This is a genomic window from Kitasatospora sp. NPDC114501, from assembly GCF_055633695.1.
Genome location: NZ_JBVKDS010000005.1, coordinates 146449 through 165468 on the forward strand (window position 1 = coordinate 146449; position 19020 = coordinate 165468).

Below are 19020 nucleotides of genomic sequence, written 5' to 3' on the forward strand. Positions count from 1 at the left end.
GGACAGGGACGAGCGTAGGGTCCCCCGGCGCGACGCGGGCGGCGACGCTCCACCGCCGCGCCACCGGACAGGTCGTCCTATCCGACCAGGGCCGCCAGGTTCGCCAGCTCATCGCGTCGCCCGGCGACCAGCCGATCGGTCCACTCCTGGTCGTGCATGGCGTCGACCGTCATCGTCACGCGCACGCCGCCCCCGGTCGGCGTCAGCCCGACCTCGGTCAGGAACTCGTACGGGGCCACCCCGGGGACGAAGTCGGCGAGCGTGGTGTAGGCGAGCCGCCGCTTCGGCTCGACGACGGTGAACCTCTTGCTCGACGTCGTGCTCAGCGGGAGCCCCGCGCCCTCCATGAAGGCCACCTGCTCCGCGCCCGCCGCGGTCATCGTGTAGGTCAGTGTGCCGCCGGGACGCAGGTCGAGGGCGTCCACCCGGACGGTGAAGCCGTCCGGCGCCCACCAGGACTCGATGCCGGGAGCGGTGGTCCACAGTTCCCAGATCCGCTCGGCGGAGGCGGGGTAGTCGTGTTCGATGCGGATCGTACGGGGGTCGGCGGTGGCGTTCATCTCGGAGGCTCCCTCGTGGTGTCGGTCCGTGCGGCCCGGGGCGGACATCGGCGGCGCACCGGTCACCGGCCGTCCGGGCAGCACACCGCTGCGCGCGTCCGCTGCCGTGTCGTCAGCTCCCGGCGTACCGGGAACCGTAGCCCCGACCTCCGACACCGCCCCCGCCGCGACGGCGCCGCCTCATCCGGGGCCCGGCCAGGCCGGCCACGCCCAGGGATCCGAGCGCCGGTCGCCGGGTCCGCAGGGCGGCTGCCGGGGTGCGCAGGCGGCTGCCGGGAAGGCCGGGCCGGGAGGCATGACCTGGGCTCCGGTGGGCAGCCGAGCTGGCGAGAAGGCGGACGGCACCGGCAGCGCCGCCGCGGGGCAGCGCGGGCCCCGCACTGCCCGGCGAGGTGCGTCCGGCGACCCGTGTGACGAGAGGAGAACGCCATGACCACGGCCCGCGAGATCATGACCGAGGGCGCCGAGTGCATCGGCGAACAGGAGACCGTCCTGGAAGCCGCGAAGAAGATGACCGAGCTGGGTGTCGGCGCCCTGCCGATCTGCGGCACCGACGACCGGCTCAAGGGCGTCCTCACCGACCGCGACATCGTCGTCAAGGTCCTCGGAGCCGGCAAGGACCCCGCCCGGGTGAAGGCCGGCGAACTCGCGCAGGGCGAGGCCGTCACCATCGGCGCCGACGACGACGCCAACGAGATCCTGCGCACCATGGGCTCCCACCAGGTGCGCCGGCTGCCCGTCATCGACGGCCACCGGCTGGTGGGCATCGTCGCCCTGGCCGACGTCGCCCGCGCCCTGCCCGACGCCAAGGCCGGGGACCTCCTCGAGGCCATCTCCACCGACTGACCGACCCGCCGCCGCCCACCGGCCGGCCGGCCCGCCCCTCCCCCAGGGCCGGCCGGCCCTCCGCTGTCCGCCGTCCGCCCGGGCTCGGGGGCTGCCCTCCAACAGCGCAGCCCCGATGGTGGCGCCCTGCCGGTCCGGGAAGCGTGAGGCGGGTGCCGGTCTCTCCGGCACCCGAGCGAGGAGGCAGGGATGTCGGAACGGAACACCGTCCTGCGCAGCATGCACGACCTGGGGCTGGCGGCGTGGTTCGGCGGGGCGCTGATGGGTGCCGTGGCCCTCAACGAGGCGGCGGCAGCGGAAGGCGGCTCCCGGGAGGGCGCCGACCGGATCGCCTCCACCGGCTGGACGCGCTGGGCGCCGGTGAACCTCGTGGCGATCGGCGTCCACATGGTCGGCACCGGCGGTCTGCTGGCCGTCAACGCCGCACGCGTCCCGCTCCAGCAGGGCCTGGCCTCCTCCACGGTCGCCAAGACCGCCTGCACCGCGGCCGCCCTCGCCACCACCGCCTGGGCCGGGGTCCTCGGCGCGAAGGTCCGCCTGGCGACCTCCCCCGACCCCCGCGAACGCGACAAGGCCGCCCACCACCCCGTCGACCTGGAGCGCGCCCGCCGCCAGCTGCGCTGCGTCCAGTGGGCCGTCCCGGCGTTCACCGGCGCGCTCGTGGTCCTCAACGCCCTGCACGGCGAACAGCAGCGCCCGATGGAACAGCTCCGCGGCACCCTGCGGCGGGCCGCCGGCCAACTGCCCTGGACCTGATCGGCCGGGCCCCGGTCCGGGTACCCGACCTCACGGGACGGAACGGCTAGAGCCCGCCGCTGAGGTGGACCCGGTAGACGATCGCGGCGCCGTCGGTGCTCACCTCCGTGCACAGGTCGCGGCGGTCGATCAGCCAGCCGTTCGTCTCGCACCGCTGCCGGGGCCGGAGCCGGTCGGCGGCCTGCGCCGTCGGCACGCCGGGCGGGCCCGTGAGGTAGAGCGTGCGCCAGCAGGTGGCGCCGTGGCCGTTGCCGCATCCCTTGTCGGTGTCGAGCAGGGTGTAGCCGGGCGGCGGCTGCGGCAGCGCCTTCGCGGACGGGAGGTCCGCCTCGTGGAAGGCCACGAGCGCCAGCAGCGGGGTGGCGGTCAGGACGAGGGCCAGCTGGCCGTGGAAGGCGATGCCCGCCGCCCGGGACCAGCCGGTCGGGCGATCCGTACCCGGCCCGGCGATCCGCCGGTCCAGCCGCAGGCCGAGCAGGACGGCCAGTTCGGCGAGCGGCGTGTAGAGCAGGTAGAGCTCGGCCTCACCGCGCGGGTGCAGCAGGTCGGACACCACCGCGAGCACCAGCCCCAGCCAGAGCACCAGCACGGCGGCGACGGGTGCCCGGAGCGGCGTGGGACGGGCGCGCAGCAACCAGTGGGCGAGCGGTAGCAGTGCGAACAGCACCCCGACGACGGCCCACAACACGATCCTCACGATCCGCAACCCCTCCCAGCGGCGGACGACGGCGCCCCGGGAGGTCGGACGTCCGGGGCCGGGTCCCCGGTTCCGGTGCGAAGGGCGCGTGGGCGGTGCGCGGCCGTGCGTGGGCGGGAGGCGGCTCAGGCGTTCGTCGGTGTGGCGCGGAGGCCGCCGAGCACGGTGGCCAGGTAGCGGCGGGCGGTCTCGATCCGCTCGGTGGGCGTGCCTGCGTGGACGTGGACGGCGTGGGCGATGCCGCACATGAGCGGGACGAGGTCGGCCGGGGTGAGGTCGGCGCGGACCGCTCCGGCCTCGCGGGCCCGGTCCAGGAGGGCGGTGCCGACCGCTCGGAGCGACTCCTTGAGTTCCGTGGTGCGCGGGAGCGCGTCCGCGGGTGCGGCGGTGACCGGGGCCAGGGAGGCGTCGCTGACCTGGGCTTCGACGGTGTGGAGCAGGAAGCCCTCGAGCGCGCGCCGGGGGTCGCTGTCGGCCAGGGCCCGCTCCCCGTGGGCGGCCAGGGCTTCCAGGCAGGGGGTGGCGACGGTCTCCAGGAGGGCCTCGGGCGTGGCGAAGTGCCGGTAGACGGTGCCCACGCCGAGTCCGGCGCGGCGGGCGACGTCGTTGAGCTGTAGCGGCTCGCCCTGGTCGACCAGGGCACGGGCGACGGAGACGATCCGGTCCCAGTTGCGGGCCGCGTCCTTGCGCAGGGGCGTCGTCATGAGGACATGCTAACCGGATGGCCCATCCGGATGATCCCGCCACCGGCGCCGCGGCGGAGGCGGTCAGGTGGTCGTGACCGGCGCGTGCCGTTCGCTGAGGCGGCGTACGGCCTCGGCGAGGCGGGGGTCGGCCGCCGCGCGCGGCGGCGCGACCGGGCGGGCCCGGGCGCCGATGAGGATGCCGGTCCGGCCGGTCAGGGTCTCGTCCGTGGCCGCGGCGATCGAGGGCCTGGCGGCCACCGAGGCCGGGCCCGAGGTGGAGCGTTCGAACCTGCGGCGCACCAGGGGCCACAGCAGCCGCAGGGCCGGCGAGACGATCTTCGGGTCGGCCATGGTGCCGCTGGTCATGTCGGTCGCGGCGCCGCCAGGGTCGGCGGCGAAGACCGAGACGCCCGTACCGTCCAGGCGCGCGGCCAGATCGAGGGTGTAGGCGAGGTTGGCGAGCTTGGCGCGGCCGTACCAGTGGAAGCCGTAGTAGCCGCCGGGCGGCTCGACGGCGTCGAACCGCCGCTTGGCGAGGGCGACCGCTCCCGAGGTCACGTTCACGATCCTGCTCGGCGCACCGGCGGTCAGGGTGGGGAGCAGCCGTTCGGTCAGCAGGTACGGCGAGAGGTGGTTGACGAGGAACGAGGCCTCGACGCCGTCCAAGGTCAGCCGCTCGGGGAACATCGCGCCGATGTTGTTGACGAGAACGGTCAGCGGGTCGCCGGAGGCGGCGTGGTCGGCGGTGATCCGGTCGGCGAGCGCGCGGACGTCGTCGAGCGAGCCGAGGTCGGCGGACAGGAACCGGCCGCGGTGGGCGGGGTTCGTCGCGTCGATCCGGGCGACCGCCCGCGCGCCCCGGTCGGCGTCGCGGCCGACCACGGTGACCGCGTAGCCGGCGGCGGCCAGTCCCAGCGCCGTCTCCAGGCCGATACCGGCCGTACCGGCCGTGACCAGGGCTGTCTTGCGCATATGCTCCCCCACTCCAGAGATACGGATAAGTCATCCGCTTCTTGGAACGGTAGCACAGGAGCGGATGAGCTATCCGGTTATGGTCCGCTCGGCCGCGCAGGCCGGCCGAGCCCGGCTCGGCCGGCGTCGGGCGTGCGGACGTGACCGGCATGGTCGGCCCGATGAGAGCGCGATCCGTGAAGCGCGCCGGAGGCCCGGCCCTCGGGGGGGGGGCCGGGCCTCCGCGGGCGTCCGGGCGGGCGCCCGCCCGGTCGGGAGGGGCGGGCGGTCAGGGCACGAGGGCGCGGGTGGGGGGCGGGGTGGGGGCGGTGGGGGTGTGGGGGCGGGTGGGGCGCAGGGGCCACCACAGGGCGCGGCCGAGGAGGGTGGCCAGGGCCGGGACCAGGGCGAGCGAGAGGACGACGGCGGAGAGGAGGATGCCGAGCGTCAGCGCGAAGGCGATCTGGGCGCTGCCGGGGGTGGTGGCGAGGGTGGCGAAGGAGCCGGCCAGGACCAGGCCGGCGGTGGCGACGGCGGGCGTGGTGTGGCGGACGGCGCGGGCCACGGCGCTGCGGGCCGGGCCGGGGTGGTGCATCTCCTCGCGGATCCGGTCGGTGATGAGGATGTTGTAGTCGGTGCCCAGCGCGACGACGAACAGGAACAGCACCAGGGGCAGGGTGAAGTTGACGCCGGGCTCGTCCAGCAGGTGCTGGAACAGCAGGGTGGCGGCACCGAGGGTGGCGGCGAAGCCCAGCCCGACCGCGAGCATCAGCACCACCGGGGCGAGCAGGCTGCGCAGCAGGAGCAGCAGGATCAGGGCGATGAGGACGGCGGCGACCGGGAAGACGATCCTCAGGTCGTGGTCGACGGCGACGGAGATGTCGGCGAAGATCGCCGCCGTGCCGCCGACGTGGGCGCTCGTCCCGGCGGGCGTGTGGGCGGCGACGGCGGCGCGGACCGGGCCGGAGGCCAGGTCGCGGGCCCGTGCGCTCTGCGGGTCGGCGGTGAGGAAGAGGTCGACCCGGGCGGCGCGGTGGTCCTGGTTCAGGACGGTGGCGCCGACCTGGCCGACGCCCTCGGTCGTGGCGAGGGCGCGGGTGAGGCCGTCGAGCCGGGCGGGGTCGAGGGTGGCGCCGTCGTTCGCGGTGACGTAGACGGTGGTCGGGTCGGACACGCCGGCCGGCAGGGCGCGTGCGATCTCCTTGGCGGTGGCCGCGGCCGCTGTCCCGGAGTCGCCGCCCTGGCCGTAGTCCATCCGGAGCCCGGTCATCCCGGCGGCGAGGGCGCCGAGCAGTGCGACGGAGCCGAGCAGCAGGACCACCGGACGACGGGCGACGAAGGCGCCGTAGCGGGCGGCCGCGCCCGCCCGCGGCTCCCGGTCCAGGCTGCGGGAGGGCCAGAACATCCTGCGGCCGCAGGCGGCGAGCAGGGCGGGCATCAGGGTGAGACTGCCCAGCAGCATGATCAGGACGGCGACGGCGATCGCCGGGCCGAGCGAGCGGAACTGTCCGAAGCTCGCCACGCCCAGGGTGGCGAAGGCGGCCACGATGGTCAGCGCGGCCGAGGTGATCGCGGTGCCGACCCGGCCGGCCACCTCGGCGGCCGCCTCACGGGCGGGCTGGTCGGGCCGGGCGCGCAGGTGCTCGCGGAACCGGAAGAGCAGGAACAGCAGGTAGTCGACGCCGATGCCGAGCAGCACCACGGAGATCAGGCCCGGGGTGGAGGCGTCCAGCCGCAGGCCGGTGAGCGTCGCGGCGCCGGCCACCGCTCCGGCGGCCACGCCGCCGATCAGGGCGACCGCGAGCAGCGGCAGCACGGCCGCGAGCACGCTGCGGAACACCAGCACGTTGAGCAGGACGATCAGCACGGTGACCAGGCTGCTGCCGATCCGCGCGGCGACCCGGTTGTCGTCCGCGCTGTCGGCGGTCTCGGCCAGTGCGCCGGTGAACCCGGTGCGCATCCCGGCGGCGGCGAACTCCGTGCGGGCGGAGTCCCGGAAGGTCCGGTAGACCTCCTGGACGCCCTCGTCCACGGCGCTGCCGGTCAGTTCGACGGAGAGCAGCTCGAAGCTCCGGTCGGGCGCCGTCATCGCGGGGGCGATCCGGGGGGTCTGCGAGCGGTCGGGCGTGAGGAACGCCGGCTCGTCCTCCTTCCTGGGCATGGTGACCCGGCGCTTGCCGAGCTCCGCCGCCTCGGCCTCGATCCGCCGCTGGTCGCCGTCGGTGAGCGCCTTGCCGTCGCCGCGGGCGACCAGCACCGTGACCGTGGTGGCGTCGGGCTTCACCCCGAACTGCTCCTCGGCGATCCGCAGGGCGGCGGCCGAGTCGTAGCTCTTCGGCAGGAAGTCACCGGTCTGGGACTGGGTGACCCGGCCGAGCAGTGTCGGGCTCAGCGCAGCCAGTGCCAGGCCCAGCACCGCCCAGAGGGCGATGACCTTCCAGGCGTGTCTGGTGGAGAATCTGGTCAGTGCGCGGATCACGGGTGCCCTCCGGCTGGTGGACGCGAACGTCGGCCTGGTCGCCGGGGGTTCCCGGCAGGCTCCCAGCCCATCAGGCGAAGGGGAGGCCGGGCGTCCGGGCAGCGGACGATCCGGGCCGGGGCCCCCGGTCCCCCCTGCGGGCCGGAACCGGGACCGTGCTCCTGCTCCGCCCGCCCGCTCTCGGCCGGAGGGACCATCGGGGGCCGGGCGGGCCGGTGCCAGAATGAGGCATCAACGCTGGTCGGCCGGGAGGATGAGGATGAACGGGCGTCAACACCCCGGCGCGGCCGTGGGCGAGGTGCCGCACCGCACGGACGGTCTGCCGTGGACCCAGGCGGACGCGCTGGTGGCCGTCGGAGTCGGCACGCTGGACCTGATCGGCCACCTGCTCGTCAGCGAGGTGGGGGGCACCCCCGGCGTCGGCGTGTCGGGCTTCGTGCTGCTCGTGCTGGCGGGCGTGCCACTGCTCGCCCGGCGCCGCCACCCGGTGGGGGCGCTCGCCGCCGTCCTGGTGTTCCAGTGCGCGATCGACCTGTCGGCCCCGATGGGCATCCACTTCGGCGCCGTCCTGACGGTGGCGGTGTACTCGGTCGCCCGGAACCGCTCCTGGCCGGTCACCGCGGGCGCCGCCGTGGCGACGGCGCTGGTGACGATGCTGAGCCAGGGCGGCTTCCCGGTGCCTTCCGCGGAGTCGGGCATCGCGGCCGCCGCGTCCACCGTGCTCGTGGCCGCCGGCGGCCTCATGGTCGCCCGCTGGCAGCGGGAGGTGGCGGCCAACCGCCGGCTGCTGGCCGACCGCGCGGTGGCCGAGGAGCGCCGCCGCATCGCCCGGGAGCTGCACGACATCGTGGCCCACCACATCACCACCATGCAGCTGATGGCCGGCGGCGCCCGCGCCAACCTCGCCAACCCGGAGGTGGTGCGGGACGCCCTGGTGACCCTGGAGTCCTCCGGGCGGCTGGCCCTGCGCGAGATGCGCCAACTGCTGGACGTCCTGCGGGCCGGCGACGAACCGGACGCCGGCCCGGCCTCGCCCCAGCCCGGGGTGGACGACCTCGACCGGCTGGTGGACGACTCCCGCCGGGCCGGGCTGCCGACCGCGTTCGGCGTGCGCGGGCCGAGCCGCCCGCTGCCGCCGACCGTCGGCCTGACGGTGTTCCGGATCGTCCAGGAGGGCCTGACCAACGCCCGCAAGTACGCCGGGCCGGCCAGCGCGTCCGTCCTGCTGACCTACCGTACGGACCGGATCACCGTCGAGGTGCGCGACGACGGCCGGGGCGGGCCGTCCCAGGACGCGGGGCACGAACCGGTGCGCAGCGGGTACGGCCTGATCGGCATGCGCGAGCGGGTCGCCCTGCACGGCGGCACCCTGGAGGCGGGACCGCGGCCGGAGGGCGGCTTCGCCGTGGTGGCCGAGCTGCCGCTGGCGGCGGAGGAGACGGCCGAGGCGGCCGTCCAGAGCGGGGAGCGCGTCAAGCGCGTCAGCGTCGAACGCGTCGACGGGGAGCGCGTTAGCGTCGAGCCCGTCGACGGGGAGCGCGTCGACGGCGGGCTGCGCGGGGAAGCGGTGTACCGGTGACGCCCGGGATCCGGGTCCTCATCGTGGACGACCAGCCGCTGGTGCGGCGCGGCCTGTCCCTGATCCTCTCCCCCGACCCCGCCTTCGAGGTGGTGGGCGAGGCCGAGAACGGGGAGCAGGCCATCGCCCTCGCCCACCGGCTGCGCCCCGACGTCGTGGTGATGGACATCCGGATGCCCGTCCTGGACGGGGTCGCCGCGACCGGGGAGCTGGCCCGCACGCTGCCCCACTGCCGGGTCCTGGCGCTGAGCACCTTCGACATGGACGAGTACGTGGTGGCCGCGCTGCGCGCCGGCGCCCACGGCTTCCTGCCCAAGGACGTCTCGCCGGAGGACCTCGCCGCGGCGATCCGCACCGTCCACACCGGCGAGGCGGCGGTCGCCCCGCGCCTGCTGACCCGGCTGATCTCCACCTACGTCCGGGCGCCCGTCGCCGCCCCGCCGCCGCCCGACGTCGCGGCGGGGAACCTCACGCCCCGTGAGGTGGAGGTGTGGCGGCTGATGGCCACCGGCCTGGACAACGCCGCGATCGCCCGGGCCCTGGACATCGGCCAGTCCACGGTGAAGAACCACATCACCAGCCTCTTCGGGAAGCTCGACGTGCGCGACCGCGCCCAGGCGGTCATCGCGGCCTACGAGTCCGGCCTGGTCACCGCCCGGACGGGGAGCGGCCGGGCCTGACGGAGGATCGGGCGCGGCGGGTCGGGAGGACGGCGGCGGGTCAGGAGGCGCGGCGCGGGCGTCACGGGTTCGGCGTGCGGGACCCGGCGGACCGCGGTGTCCGACCCGCCGCCTACCCTGGGGTCCAAGTCGACGATCAAGGGGGCAGGACCGTGCGGATCGAACGTCACCAGGTGGACGGGGAGCGGGTGGCGCGGGCCCGCGAGGGCTTCGTGGACCGGATCGGGAGGCAGGTCCACTCCTACTCCCGCGCCGGCCTGATGACCACGACGGAGTGGCAGCTGATCGCCGACTCCTTCCTCGACTACCTCGGGGCCCTGTCCACCGCCCGGCCCGCCCTGGACTGCCCCGAGGCCGAGGCCGTCCTCAGGGACGCCGCCGAGGCCGCCGCCGGCGCCGTCTCCTTCGCCGCCTACTACCCGCGCGACAGCTTCAGCGTCTTCCTCGACTACCCGAACTTCGGGATGTCCTACGACCCCGAGTACGGGCAGGACCGCGATCCCCACCACCTTGTCACCGCCGGGGACTGGCTCGACGCCTTCTGCCTGGCGATCGTCGCCGACAAGGTCTCCGCCCACGGCGAGGCCTTCAGCTGGGCACGGCAGTTGATGCCCGACGAGCCCCTCACCCCCGCCCTCGAACTCGTCGACGGCTTCGTCGCCCACTTCTTCGAGGAGGCCGGCCTGCCCGCCGCCTCTTCCGGAGCCGGCGCGCAGCCCGGTCTGCGCGCGCTGCGCGCCCTGACCGACGGGGACCGCGGCGCCTTCGACGCCGCCCTCCTCGCGCTCCTCCAGGACGGCCCGCACGGCAGCGGGCCCGCGAGCCTGCTGCCGCTCGTCCCGATCGCCCTGGCCGCCCTCGCGTACCGCACCCACGGCTGGACCCCGGCGGTCGACACCGACTACCTCCCCCACGCCCTGGTCACCGGCTTCGAGACGCCCGGCCCGCGCGTGCGGGGTCTGGGCCGCGACCCGCGCCCCGACGCCGTGGCCCGGCTCGCCGCCGGGCCCGTCGACGTCGACCGGCCGAGCCCGGCCTGGGCGCTCAGCGCGGACGGCGCGGCGCGGTTCGAGCGGCGCATCCTGGAGGCCGTCACGCCCAAGGAGGGCGAGCCGCTGGACGCGTGGGAGCTCACGGGCGCCCTGCGCTACCAGGGCTACCTCGTGTCGGCACACGCCGCGGAGTCCGCCGACGCCACCGACGCCCTGCTCGCCGACCTGCGGCTCGCCTCCCAGCTGGGGGCCGCCGTGTTCCGGGTCGCCCTCGCCGAGCCGGGCACCGAGGCCGAGGTGGCGATCGACGGGCGCAGGCTGCGCTTCCCCGCCCGCCGGGACAGGGACTTCGGCCCGGCCTTCTGGGAGACGGCCCTGTCCTTCGCCCTGGTCACCGGCAGCCCCGAGGACCTCGAGCCGCTCGTCCTGGCCGGCCCGGTGATCGCCGCCGAGGACCGCTCCCCGTTCGCCTCGTACCGCACCGCCCTGCACGACCACCTGCGCGGAGCCGACCCGCTCCCGGCCACCGAGCGGGCCCTGAAGGAGCTGGAACGAACCAGGGGCCAGGGCTTCCTCCCGCCCCCGGTCGTCCTCTTCTCCCAGCTGGTCCAGGGCGACGAGACCAGCTTCAACCTCGCCCTGCTGGACGCCCTGGAAGCCCACCGCGACCACCACTGCGTCGCCGACCGTGCCACCGACCCCGGTGCCGCGCTCAGCCTCGGCGTCCTCGGTCTCGCCTGCCACGCCCGCCGCAGCCGCGGCTGGGCCGTCCACGTCCGGTCGCCCTACCTCCCGTCGCGCCTGCTCCAGGCGGCCGGGCGTGCCCGAGGGGGTGCCGGGGAGCCGGTGGCCGCGCCCTGACCGGCCCGGGGGGGGCGGCCGGCGAGGTGACCGGGCGGGTGGCGTCCCGGACGGGGAGCACGCCGACGCGGGGGGTGCGGCGCCCGGTCAGGCGTCGAGCACCTGGCCGCCGCGTCTGACGACCGGTCCGTCCACCGACCACGGGAACTCGATCCAGTCGTCGGTCCGCTTCCACACGTACTCGCACTTCACCAGGGAGTGCGACTTCTCGTAGATGACGGCGGAGCGGACCTCGGCGACGTGGTCGAGGCAGAAGTCGTGCACGAGCCTGAGCGTCTTGCCCGTGTCGGCGACATCGTCGGCGATCAGGACCTTCTTGTCGGTGAAGTCGATCGCGGCGGGAACGGGCGCCAGCATGATGGGCATCTCCAGGGTGGTGCCCACGCCCGTGTAGAACTCGACGTTCACCAGGTGGATGTTCTTGCAGTCCAGCGCGTACGCCAGGCCGCCCGCTACGAACACCCCGCCGCGGGCGATGCTCAGGACGAGGTCGGGCTCGTAGCCGTCGTCGGCGATCGTCTGCGCGAGTTCGCGCATCGCCCGCCCGAAGGTCTGGTAATCCAAGGTCTCGCGCGCATCAGTCACGGCGATCAGTGTCCACGGCCGCCGGCCGGGCCGCGAGCACCGGCGCGCTGGGGGCCCCGCGCGGTTCGCGGGGGTCCGCGGGCGCCTCGGGGCGCTGTGCCCGTTTCGCGTACCGGGCAGCGGAGAGACGCCCGGGAGCGGTGAGAACCGGCCCGGCGCTACGAGGAGTGACGATGAAGGCCTTGACCTGGCACGGCAGGCGGGACGTACGAGTCGACACCGTCCCCGACCCGGTGCTCCAGGACCCCACCGACGTGGTCGTCAGGGTGACCAGCAGCGGACTGTGCGGGTCCGACCTCCACCTCTACGAGGTCCTCGGCCCCTTCCTCGACGAAGGGGACATCCTCGGGCACGAACCCATGGGCATCGTCGAGGAGGCCGGACCGGAGGTGACCGCCCTGCGCGCCGGGGACCGGGTGGTGATCCCCTTCAACGTCTCCTGCGGCACCTGCCACACCTGCCGGCAGGGCCTGCACTCGCAGTGCGAGACCACCCAGGTGCGGGAGTACGGCAGCGGTGCCTCGCTCTTCGGCTACACCAAGCTCTACGGGCAGGTCCCCGGCGGGCAGGCCGAGCTGCTGCGCGTCCCGTTCGGCGACAACCTGCCGGTCAAGGTGCCGCACGGCCCCGGGGACGACCGCTTCGTCTTCCTCTCCGACGTCCTGCCCACCGCCTGGCAGGCCGTCGAGTACGCCGCCGTACCCGAGGGCGGCAGCCTCGTCGTCCTGGGGCTGGGGCCGATCGGCGACATGAGCTGCCGGATCGCCCTGCACCGGGGCGTGGGACAGGTGATCGGCGTCGACCTGGTGCCCGAACGCCTCGAACGCGCGCGAGGCCGGGGCGTGCACGTCCTCGACCTGCGCGAGCACGGCAAGGACCTGCCCGACGCCGTCCGCGACCTCACCGAGGGACGCGGCCCCGACGCGGTCATCGACGCGGTCGGGATGGAGGCCCACGGCTCGCCCGGCGCCAAGCTCGCCGCCCGCGCCACCGACCTGCTCCCCAGCGCCATGGCCGCCAAGCTGATGGAACACGTCGGCGTCGACCGGCTCCACGCCCTGCACCTCGCCATCGACATCGTCCGGCGCGGCGGCACCATCTCCCTCTCGGGCGTCTACGGCGGCCGGACCGACCCGCTGCCCCTGCTCACGATGTTCGACAAGCAGATCCAGCTGCGCATGGGCCAGGCCAACGTCCACCGCTGGGTCGGCGACATCCTTCCGCTGCTCACCGACGACGATCCGCTGGGCGTCGACACCTTCGCCACCCACCACGTCCCGCTCACCGACGCCCCCGCGGCGTACGAGATGTTCCAGAAGAAGCAGGACGGCGCCGTCAAGGTGCTCTTCAAGCCCTGAGCAGCACCCCGCCCGTGCGTCCCCGCACGGCCCACCCCGGGAGGCCTCCGCCATGACCGCACCACGACACCGCTTCGCCGGCCGCACCGCCCTGGTCACCGGCTCCTCCCGGGGGCTCGGCCTGCTCGTGGCCCGGGAACTGGCCCGTCACGGCGCCCGCGTGATGCTCTGCGCCCGCGACCCCCACGCTCTGGAGCGCGCCGAGCGGCGGCTGCGGGACGAGGGCGCCGACGTCGCCTCCCTCAGCTGCGACATCACCCACCCCGAGGCCCCGCACCGGCTCCTCGACGCCGTGCACGAGCGGTTCGGCCCCCTCGACGTCCTCGTCAACAACGCCGGGATCATCCAGGTCGGCCCCCTGGAGGCGCTGCGCGAGGAGGACTTCCGCCAGGCCATGGACACCATGTACTTCGCGCCGCTGCGCCTGACCCTGGCCGCACTCCCCGACCTGCGGGCCGGCGGCGACGGCACGGTGGTGACGGTCTCCTCGGTCGGCGGCCGGATCCCCGCACCGCACCTGCTGCCCTACGTGGCCGCCAAGTTCGCCGCGGCGGGCTTCTCCCAGGGGCTGCGCGCGGAACTCGCCGGGACGGGCGTCAGCGTCACCACCGTCCTGCCGGGGCTGATGCGCACCGGGTCGCACACCGCCGCGCGGTTCCACGGCCGCCCCGGGGCCGAGTACGGGTGGTTCGCCGCCGCGGCCAGCGCGCCGCTGCTCTCGATGGACGCCGAGCGCGCCGCCCGTGCGATCGTCCGGGCCGCCGCTCGCCGCCGCCCCGAGCTGGTCCTCACCCCCGCGGCGAAGATCGGCGTCCGGGTACAGGGCCTGGCCCCCGCCACCACCGCCCGCCTGCTCGCGCTCGCCGCCCGCGCCCTGCCCGCCGCCGGCGACGCCCCGCGCCGCGGCGTCCTCGGCGCCGACGCGGCCCGCCAGAGCGCGCTGCCCTCCTGGGCCACCGCCCTCGGCGACCGGGCTGCGCACCGGTTCGCGCAGCCCCGCCCGCACACCGGGCCCTGAACGGAGGACCGGTCGCGCACCACCGGCGCGCGGGTGTGCGGTGGCTCCTGCGGCCGAGCGCCCGGTCGGCAGCCCAGCGCGCCGCCGACCTCTTCACCGCCCACGACGCCCACCCCTGGACCGACGCCGCCACCCGCGCCCTGCACCGGCTGGAGCCCGGCCTCCCGGACGACGACGCCCGCCACCGCCTCACCCGGGCCGAACAGCGCTGCGCCCGGCTCGCCGCCGACGGAGCGAGCAACCGCGACATCGCCGCAGCCCTCACCATCAGCGTGAAGACGGTCGAGGCGACGCTGACCCGGGTCTACCGGAAGCTCGGTCTGCACTCACGCGTCCAGCTCGCGCACGCCGTCGCTCTGGCGCGCGAGTGACGACGGGCGCGGTCCGCCGGCGGCTGGAGGGTTCAGTGGGTGAGGCGGAGCACGATGGTCGAGTCGACGGTGGTCTGGCCGGCCGGGGTGCCGCATCCGGCGCCGGTTCCGGTGCCCACCGCGTTGATGGTGTCGTCGGCGAAGCGCGCGCTGTCGGCCGTGACGGCGCCGGTGATGACCAGCGAGGCGGTGCCGTTCACCTTCACCACGTCGATCTTGTCGAACCTGAAGGTGGAATCGGTCTGGTCGGTCCAGTGGACGTTCGTGGTCGCGGTGTCCCCGTGTTCGTCGCCGGTGCACTCGGTGGCCGGCATGGTGACGATCCGTTCGAAGGTGCCGGTTGCCGAGGGCGTGCCCGCGGCGTCCACGCAGGAGAGCGTGCCGGTCAGGGTGAGCGTGTTGGGCACGGGCAGGTCGACGCCCCCCGGGGCGACGGCGGAGGCGAAGACGCCGTGGGAGTTCAGCACGCAGGTGGCGTCGGTCGTGGGCTCGGCCCGGTCGGCGCCGGCGGAGGCTCCGGTGAGCAGCGGGACCGCGACGGACAGGGCCAGCAGGAGGGTCGTGGCGCGGCGTCGGGAGCAGCGGTGGATGGTCATGCCGTTACACGTACCAGCCCGTGGTGGCGGTGGCGGTGACCTGCGCCCGTTCGTAGGCGTGCCGGAGCGAGGTACGTCGCGCGGCCCGCGGGCCCTCCGGTATCCGTCCCACGGGCCCCTTCGGCGTCCCATTCCGGCGTTCCAGGGCCGGCCCGTCCGCGCTGGTCGGGCCCCTGTTCGGCGTCCCACCTTCCCTGTCGTGCCGCGAGGTGTGGCGGCTGGGACGGATCACCGCGCAGGCTTCGGTCGTCCGATCGGCGACCGCACCCGACGAGAGCAGGCCCCCACCATGCGCAGCACGCCCCGCAGGATCGCCCGGCTCCTGGCCGTCTACGCCGGCGCGGCCTTCCAGGTCCTCGTCCTCGGCAGTCCGGACGACCCGGACGGCCCGGGTCTGTCGCGCAGGCCGCCGTCGTCCCGTGCCCGCGCCTGACGCCCCGTGACGCGGCCTTCCCGGACCCGGGGTCCGTGGGCCCGCGACGCACCACTTGGAGTCTCCATGGCCTTACGGATAGCCGTCACCGCCGAGCCGATACCGTCGCACGTGTCGGCGCTGGACTACGTCATCGGCCCGGCCCTCGAACAGGGCCACGAGGTCGCGCTGTACGCGCCGCCGATGTTCCGCCGCGAAGCCCGGCGGCGAGGGGTGGGGTTCCACCGGGCGGGAACGGACTGGACCTGCGATCCCGCCGTCCAGCGGGTGGCGAGCGGGATCTGGAGGGAGTCGGGCAACGCGCCCTTCAACCGCCACGTCTTCGGCCGGCTGTGGCCGGAGCGGGCCGAGGCGAAGGCCCGTGACCTGATCGCCGTGTGGAAGCGGGCGCGGCCCGACCTGGTGATCGCCGAGTGCAGCGATCTCGGCGCGCACCTCGCGGCGGCGGTCCTGCGGCTTCCCGTGTGGGCGGCGGACAACGGTCTGGGCCCGGTGCTCCTGGACTTCTGGGACACCGACATCGCGCCCGCGCTGACCTCCCTCCACAAGCGGTACGGGCAGGACACCCCCGTCCTGCCGCCGATGGTCACCCCCGCGCCGGTCCACTGGTTCTACGGGACGCCCCCGGCGTCGGCCCGCGCGGTCCGGCGCACCGTGGCGGCGTTCCGGACCGCCGCCGGCCCCGGGTGGCCGGACGGCCTCCCCGCCTCCCGCCCACTCGTCTACGTGAGCCTGGGCACCCTGACCACCGCGATGCCGGGCCTGCGCGGCGTCGTGGGAGACGTGTACCGGGAGGTCATGGCCGCCCTCTCGGCGATCGGCTGCGACGCGATCGTGTCCGCCGGAGACCTCGCGCGGGACCTGCCGAGCACGGACCCCCGCGTCACGGTCGTCGAGCACGTCCCGCAGCCCGCGCTGCTGCGCCACGTGGACCTGTTCGTCAGCCACGGCGGGCGGGCCTCCCTGCTCGACGCGGTCCAGGGCGCAACGCCCGTCCTGGGCCTGGGCGTTCTCGCCGACCAGCCCGGCAACACGGCCGCCTTCGCCCGGCACGGCCTCGGCCGCGCGCTGGAACCCACCGCGACCCGCACGGAGATCACCGACGCCGTCACGGCCCTCCTCGGCGACCCCCGCTACACCGCCGCCATGGCCGCCGCCGACACCGAACTGTCCCGGCTGCCGCCGCTGGACCTCGCGGAGCTGCGGGCCTGCGCGTGAGCCGGAGTTCGGGCCTGCGCGTGGGCCGGGGGGCGGGCCGGTGCGTGATGCGGGAGGCGCCGGGAGGCCTCGCCGCCGGTGCCGGACGGCTGTCAACCGTGCCGCGCCCGGTCGAATGTCACGGTCCCGTCCCTGTCATGTCCTGGTGATTGTGACGCCGACGGTGCCACCAACTGCCCTCTCCCCGAAGTCCTTTGATCTGTCGAGCACGCCAGTGCACACCGCTTTCGAGGAGTCACCATGTCCGTCCGCAACCGTCGTCCGCTGTTCGCCTCCGCCGCCCTGGTCGTCGGGGCGGGCCTGGCGCTGACCGCGTGCGGGCCTGAGAACTCCGACACGGCCGGTGCTCCTCCGGCTCCGGCGGTCACCTCGGCGTCCGCCGCGCCGTCCGCGGCGGCCTCCGGTCCGGCTTCCGGTGGGCCGGCGGCGAGCACGCCGACCGCGGGCGGCGGCGCCTCGCAGACCGCCACGCGCCCGGCGAAGACGCCGCCCGCCGCGAGCCCGTCGGGCGCCACCCGGCCCGGCGGCGGGGAGGCCGGCACCGACGCCCGTCCGTGCGACATCGGGAACCTCACGGTCCAGGCCACGGCCCGCGCCGGGACCGCGAGCCAGTGGGTGATCGAGGTCCGCAACACCGGCACGGGCGTCTGCAGCCTGAGCGCCACCCCGGGCGTCGACCTGGGCAACTCCACGGCCCGCGACCGGAGCGACAACGTCAAGCCGATCCTCGCCGCCGGCACGCTGCGCTTCCCCGTGGCGGCGGGCCACAGCGCCTACGTGGCGATCGACCTCGACCCGAGCGGCGCCACCGCCGGCACCACCCCCGGCATCGACGAGATCAACGTCCTGGTCGACGACGACGGCACCAACATGCCCCTGGCCAACACCCGCAACTTCCCGCTGCCCAAGGGCACCCACGTCCTCAACCCGCAGATGGGCGTCTACCGTTCCACCGTCGCCGAAGCGGTCGCCTCCATGAGCAGCGCGGGCAAGTAGGCCCCGGCCGCTGCGCGTCGGGTGCCGTCCCGCCGTCCCCGGCGCGAGCGGGGAGGGCGGCGGCCTCACCCGTCAGCCGGCGGGCGTGGCCGCCCGGGCCAGGGTGGTGTCCAGCCAGTCGAAGACCGTCTGGTGGAAGCGGGACATGGCGCCCATGTGGCAGTGCTCGCCCGCGCCTTCGGCATCGGTCAGGGTGAGGAGGGTGTGGGGGCAGGTCAGCGCGGCCTGGACCTGCTGGGGCTGGCCGCGGAAGAACTGGTCGTTCTCGGCGTCCAGGACGAGGGTGGGGCAGTCGATGAGGTGGGCGACGCCGTCGAGGGTGTAGTCGGCGGCGCGGCGCAGGTAGTCCGCCACCGAGGCGGCGCCGAACGTCCACACCCCGTTGCGCAGGGCCCAGCGCAGTTGGGTGCTCGCCTGCATGAGCAGGCGCATGACGGGCTCGACGAGGTCGTCCCGGCCGGCCTGGACCCACTCGCGCAGGAACGGCGGCATGAACCGGTCCTGGGCCTGGCCGAAGCTGTACAGGCCGTCGTCCAGCACCAGGGCGGCCAGGCGGTGTTCGTGGGCGACGGCGCGGGCGGCCAGGTAGCCGCCGAGGCTGTAGCCGAACAGGACCAGCTGGTCGGCGGCGATCTCGGGGCGGGTGAGCGCGTGGTCGACCACCGGGGTCACCACGGCCTCCCAGTCCGGACGGAAGACTATTTGCTGCTCGCGCAGCGCCGCGCCCTGGCCCGGGCCGTCGTAGGCGAGGACGTTGTAGCCGCGGCGCAGCGCGGCCGCGGCGACGGCGAAGTACGCCTCCTCCAGCGTGGAGTCGAAGCCGCTGGTGAACAGGACGGTGGGGCGCGGGGCGCCGGAGTCGTCGACGAGGAACAGGTAGCCGGGCAGGCTCGTGTCCTCGTAGGGGATGCGCACGGCCTCGACCGGGGTGTCCATCAGGGCCGCCGCGGTGGCGAAGGTCTCCCGGGAGAGTGTGGAGAGGCTCTTGGCCTCGGGGTCGTTCGCGGGGTCGTCGCGGCGGTAGAACTCGGCGGTGCGGTAGTAGTTGGATGCGCGCAGCAGGGCTTCGCGGGCGCTGACCCGGTGCCCGGCCGCCAGGGCGCGGCTGCCGATGCCGTGGACGCGCTCGGCGGTGGCTTTCCACTCGCGCAGCCAGGCCTCCTCGTCGCCCTCGCCGATGCTGCGGGCGGTGGCGATGACCTCGCCCAGGTCGGCGCCGCCGTAGTTGGCGAATCCGGCGGCCCGGAGGGTTTCGAAGGAGAACGACTCGTCCTCGAAGAGGAATCGCATGGGTACTCCCCATATTGTCGAGACGGAACCGTTCCGTCTCATCTAGATACTAGCCGCGCCTAGTCGAG

General features: G+C 75.1%; 19 protein-coding genes. 11 read left to right on the forward strand and 8 right to left on the reverse strand.

The window, feature by feature from the left end; all coding sequences use genetic code 11:
• Positions 1-77: 77 nt before the first annotated feature.
• On the reverse strand, positions 78-560 hold the full coding sequence (locus ACZ7RU_RS11555; RefSeq protein WP_470340690.1) for an SRPBCC family protein: 483 nt from the start codon (positions 558-560) through the stop codon (positions 78-80).
• Between the two features lie 429 nt (positions 561-989).
• Here ACZ7RU_RS11555 and ACZ7RU_RS11560 point away from each other — a divergent pair, with 429 nt between their 5' ends.
• Entirely contained in the window at positions 990-1406 is a 417-nt protein-coding gene (locus ACZ7RU_RS11560; RefSeq protein ID WP_470340691.1) for a CBS domain-containing protein, read from the forward strand.
• A gap of 189 nt (positions 1407-1595) precedes the next feature.
• Positions 1596-2162 carry a hypothetical protein gene (locus ACZ7RU_RS11565; protein WP_470340692.1) on the forward strand — a complete coding sequence of 189 codons (567 nt, stop codon included), beginning with the start codon at positions 1596-1598 and terminating at the stop codon, positions 2160-2162.
• Between the two features lie 46 nt (positions 2163-2208).
• On the opposite strand, the gene ACZ7RU_RS11570 is transcribed toward ACZ7RU_RS11565, so the two are convergent.
• The 4 genes from ACZ7RU_RS11570 to ACZ7RU_RS11585 all read right to left on the reverse strand — a co-directional run bounded on the left by ACZ7RU_RS11570 (position 2209) and on the right by ACZ7RU_RS11585 (position 6975).
• On the reverse strand, positions 2209-2859 hold the full coding sequence (locus ACZ7RU_RS11570; protein WP_470340693.1) for a hypothetical protein: 651 nt from the start codon (positions 2857-2859) through the stop codon (positions 2209-2211).
• A 125-nt stretch (positions 2860-2984) separates the two neighbouring features.
• Positions 2985-3563 (reverse strand): TetR/AcrR family transcriptional regulator, encoded by a 579-nt coding sequence (locus ACZ7RU_RS11575; RefSeq protein ID WP_470340694.1) that lies wholly within the window; start codon positions 3561-3563, stop codon positions 2985-2987.
• A gap of 63 nt (positions 3564-3626) precedes the next feature.
• Positions 3627-4517 carry an SDR family NAD(P)-dependent oxidoreductase gene (locus ACZ7RU_RS11580; RefSeq protein WP_470340695.1) on the reverse strand — a complete coding sequence of 297 codons (891 nt, stop codon included), beginning with the start codon at positions 4515-4517 and terminating at the stop codon, positions 3627-3629.
• 268 nt (positions 4518-4785) lie between these two features.
• A complete protein-coding gene (locus ACZ7RU_RS11585) occupies positions 4786-6975 on the reverse strand; it encodes an MMPL family transporter (protein WP_470340696.1) in 2190 nt (729 codons plus the stop codon).
• Positions 6976-7234: 259 nt separating this feature from the next.
• Here ACZ7RU_RS11585 and ACZ7RU_RS11590 point away from each other — a divergent pair, with 259 nt between their 5' ends.
• The 3 genes from ACZ7RU_RS11590 (at position 7235) to ACZ7RU_RS11600 (ending at position 11087) form a co-directional block, all read left to right on the forward strand.
• Positions 7235-8554 carry a sensor histidine kinase gene (locus tag ACZ7RU_RS11590; RefSeq protein WP_470340697.1) on the forward strand — a complete coding sequence of 440 codons (1320 nt, stop codon included), beginning with the start codon at positions 7235-7237 and terminating at the stop codon, positions 8552-8554.
• Entirely contained in the window at positions 8551-9234 is a 684-nt protein-coding gene (locus ACZ7RU_RS11595; protein ID WP_470340698.1) for a response regulator, read from the forward strand. The genes ACZ7RU_RS11590 and ACZ7RU_RS11595 overlap by 4 nt, the downstream gene beginning before the upstream one ends.
• Positions 9235-9386: 152 nt before the next feature.
• Complete coding sequence (locus ACZ7RU_RS11600) at positions 9387-11087, forward strand: immunity 49 family protein (RefSeq protein WP_470340699.1); 1701 nt, start codon at positions 9387-9389, stop codon at positions 11085-11087.
• Between the two features lie 87 nt (positions 11088-11174).
• Here the strand turns inward: ACZ7RU_RS11600 and ACZ7RU_RS11605 are convergent, their stop codons facing one another.
• Positions 11175-11672 carry a phosphoribosyltransferase gene (locus ACZ7RU_RS11605; protein WP_387754723.1) on the reverse strand — a complete coding sequence of 166 codons (498 nt, stop codon included), beginning with the start codon at positions 11670-11672 and terminating at the stop codon, positions 11175-11177.
• 173 nt (positions 11673-11845) lie between these two features.
• Here ACZ7RU_RS11605 and ACZ7RU_RS11610 point away from each other — a divergent pair, with 173 nt between their 5' ends.
• The 3 genes from ACZ7RU_RS11610 to ACZ7RU_RS11620 are packed head-to-tail and all read left to right on the forward strand — an operon-like array spanning position 11846 to position 14419.
• Entirely contained in the window at positions 11846-13030 is a 1185-nt protein-coding gene (locus tag ACZ7RU_RS11610; RefSeq protein ID WP_470340700.1) for a zinc-dependent alcohol dehydrogenase, read from the forward strand.
• A 52-nt stretch (positions 13031-13082) separates the two neighbouring features.
• Complete coding sequence (locus ACZ7RU_RS11615; RefSeq protein ID WP_470340701.1) at positions 13083-14048, forward strand: SDR family NAD(P)-dependent oxidoreductase; 966 nt, start codon at positions 13083-13085, stop codon at positions 14046-14048.
• 35 nt (positions 14049-14083) lie between these two features.
• Complete coding sequence (locus ACZ7RU_RS11620; RefSeq protein ID WP_470340702.1) at positions 14084-14419, forward strand: helix-turn-helix domain-containing protein; 336 nt, start codon at positions 14084-14086, stop codon at positions 14417-14419.
• 32 nt (positions 14420-14451) lie between these two features.
• Here the strand turns inward: ACZ7RU_RS11620 and ACZ7RU_RS11625 are convergent, their stop codons facing one another.
• The gene (locus ACZ7RU_RS11625) at positions 14452-15015 is read right to left on the reverse strand and encodes a hypothetical protein (protein WP_470340703.1); all 564 of its coding nucleotides are present in this window, start codon (positions 15013-15015) and stop codon (positions 14452-14454) included.
• A gap of 289 nt (positions 15016-15304) precedes the next feature.
• Here ACZ7RU_RS11625 and ACZ7RU_RS11630 point away from each other — a divergent pair, with 289 nt between their 5' ends.
• From ACZ7RU_RS11630 to ACZ7RU_RS11640, 3 genes are all read left to right on the forward strand, one after another.
• Positions 15305-15448 (forward strand): hypothetical protein, encoded by a 144-nt coding sequence (locus ACZ7RU_RS11630; protein WP_470340704.1) that lies wholly within the window; start codon positions 15305-15307, stop codon positions 15446-15448.
• 66 nt (positions 15449-15514) lie between these two features.
• Positions 15515-16666: a glycosyltransferase gene (locus ACZ7RU_RS11635; protein WP_470340705.1), complete on the forward strand. Its 1152-nt coding sequence runs from the start codon at positions 15515-15517 to the stop codon at positions 16664-16666.
• A gap of 240 nt (positions 16667-16906) precedes the next feature.
• A complete protein-coding gene (locus ACZ7RU_RS11640; protein ID WP_470340706.1) occupies positions 16907-17662 on the forward strand; it encodes a DUF4232 domain-containing protein in 756 nt (251 codons plus the stop codon).
• Between the two features lie 72 nt (positions 17663-17734).
• Here ACZ7RU_RS11640 and ACZ7RU_RS11645 read toward each other — a convergent pair whose 3' ends face one another.
• Entirely contained in the window at positions 17735-18952 is a 1218-nt protein-coding gene (locus ACZ7RU_RS11645) for an alpha/beta hydrolase family protein (RefSeq protein ID WP_470340707.1), read from the reverse strand.
• Positions 18953-19020 lie beyond the last annotated feature (68 nt).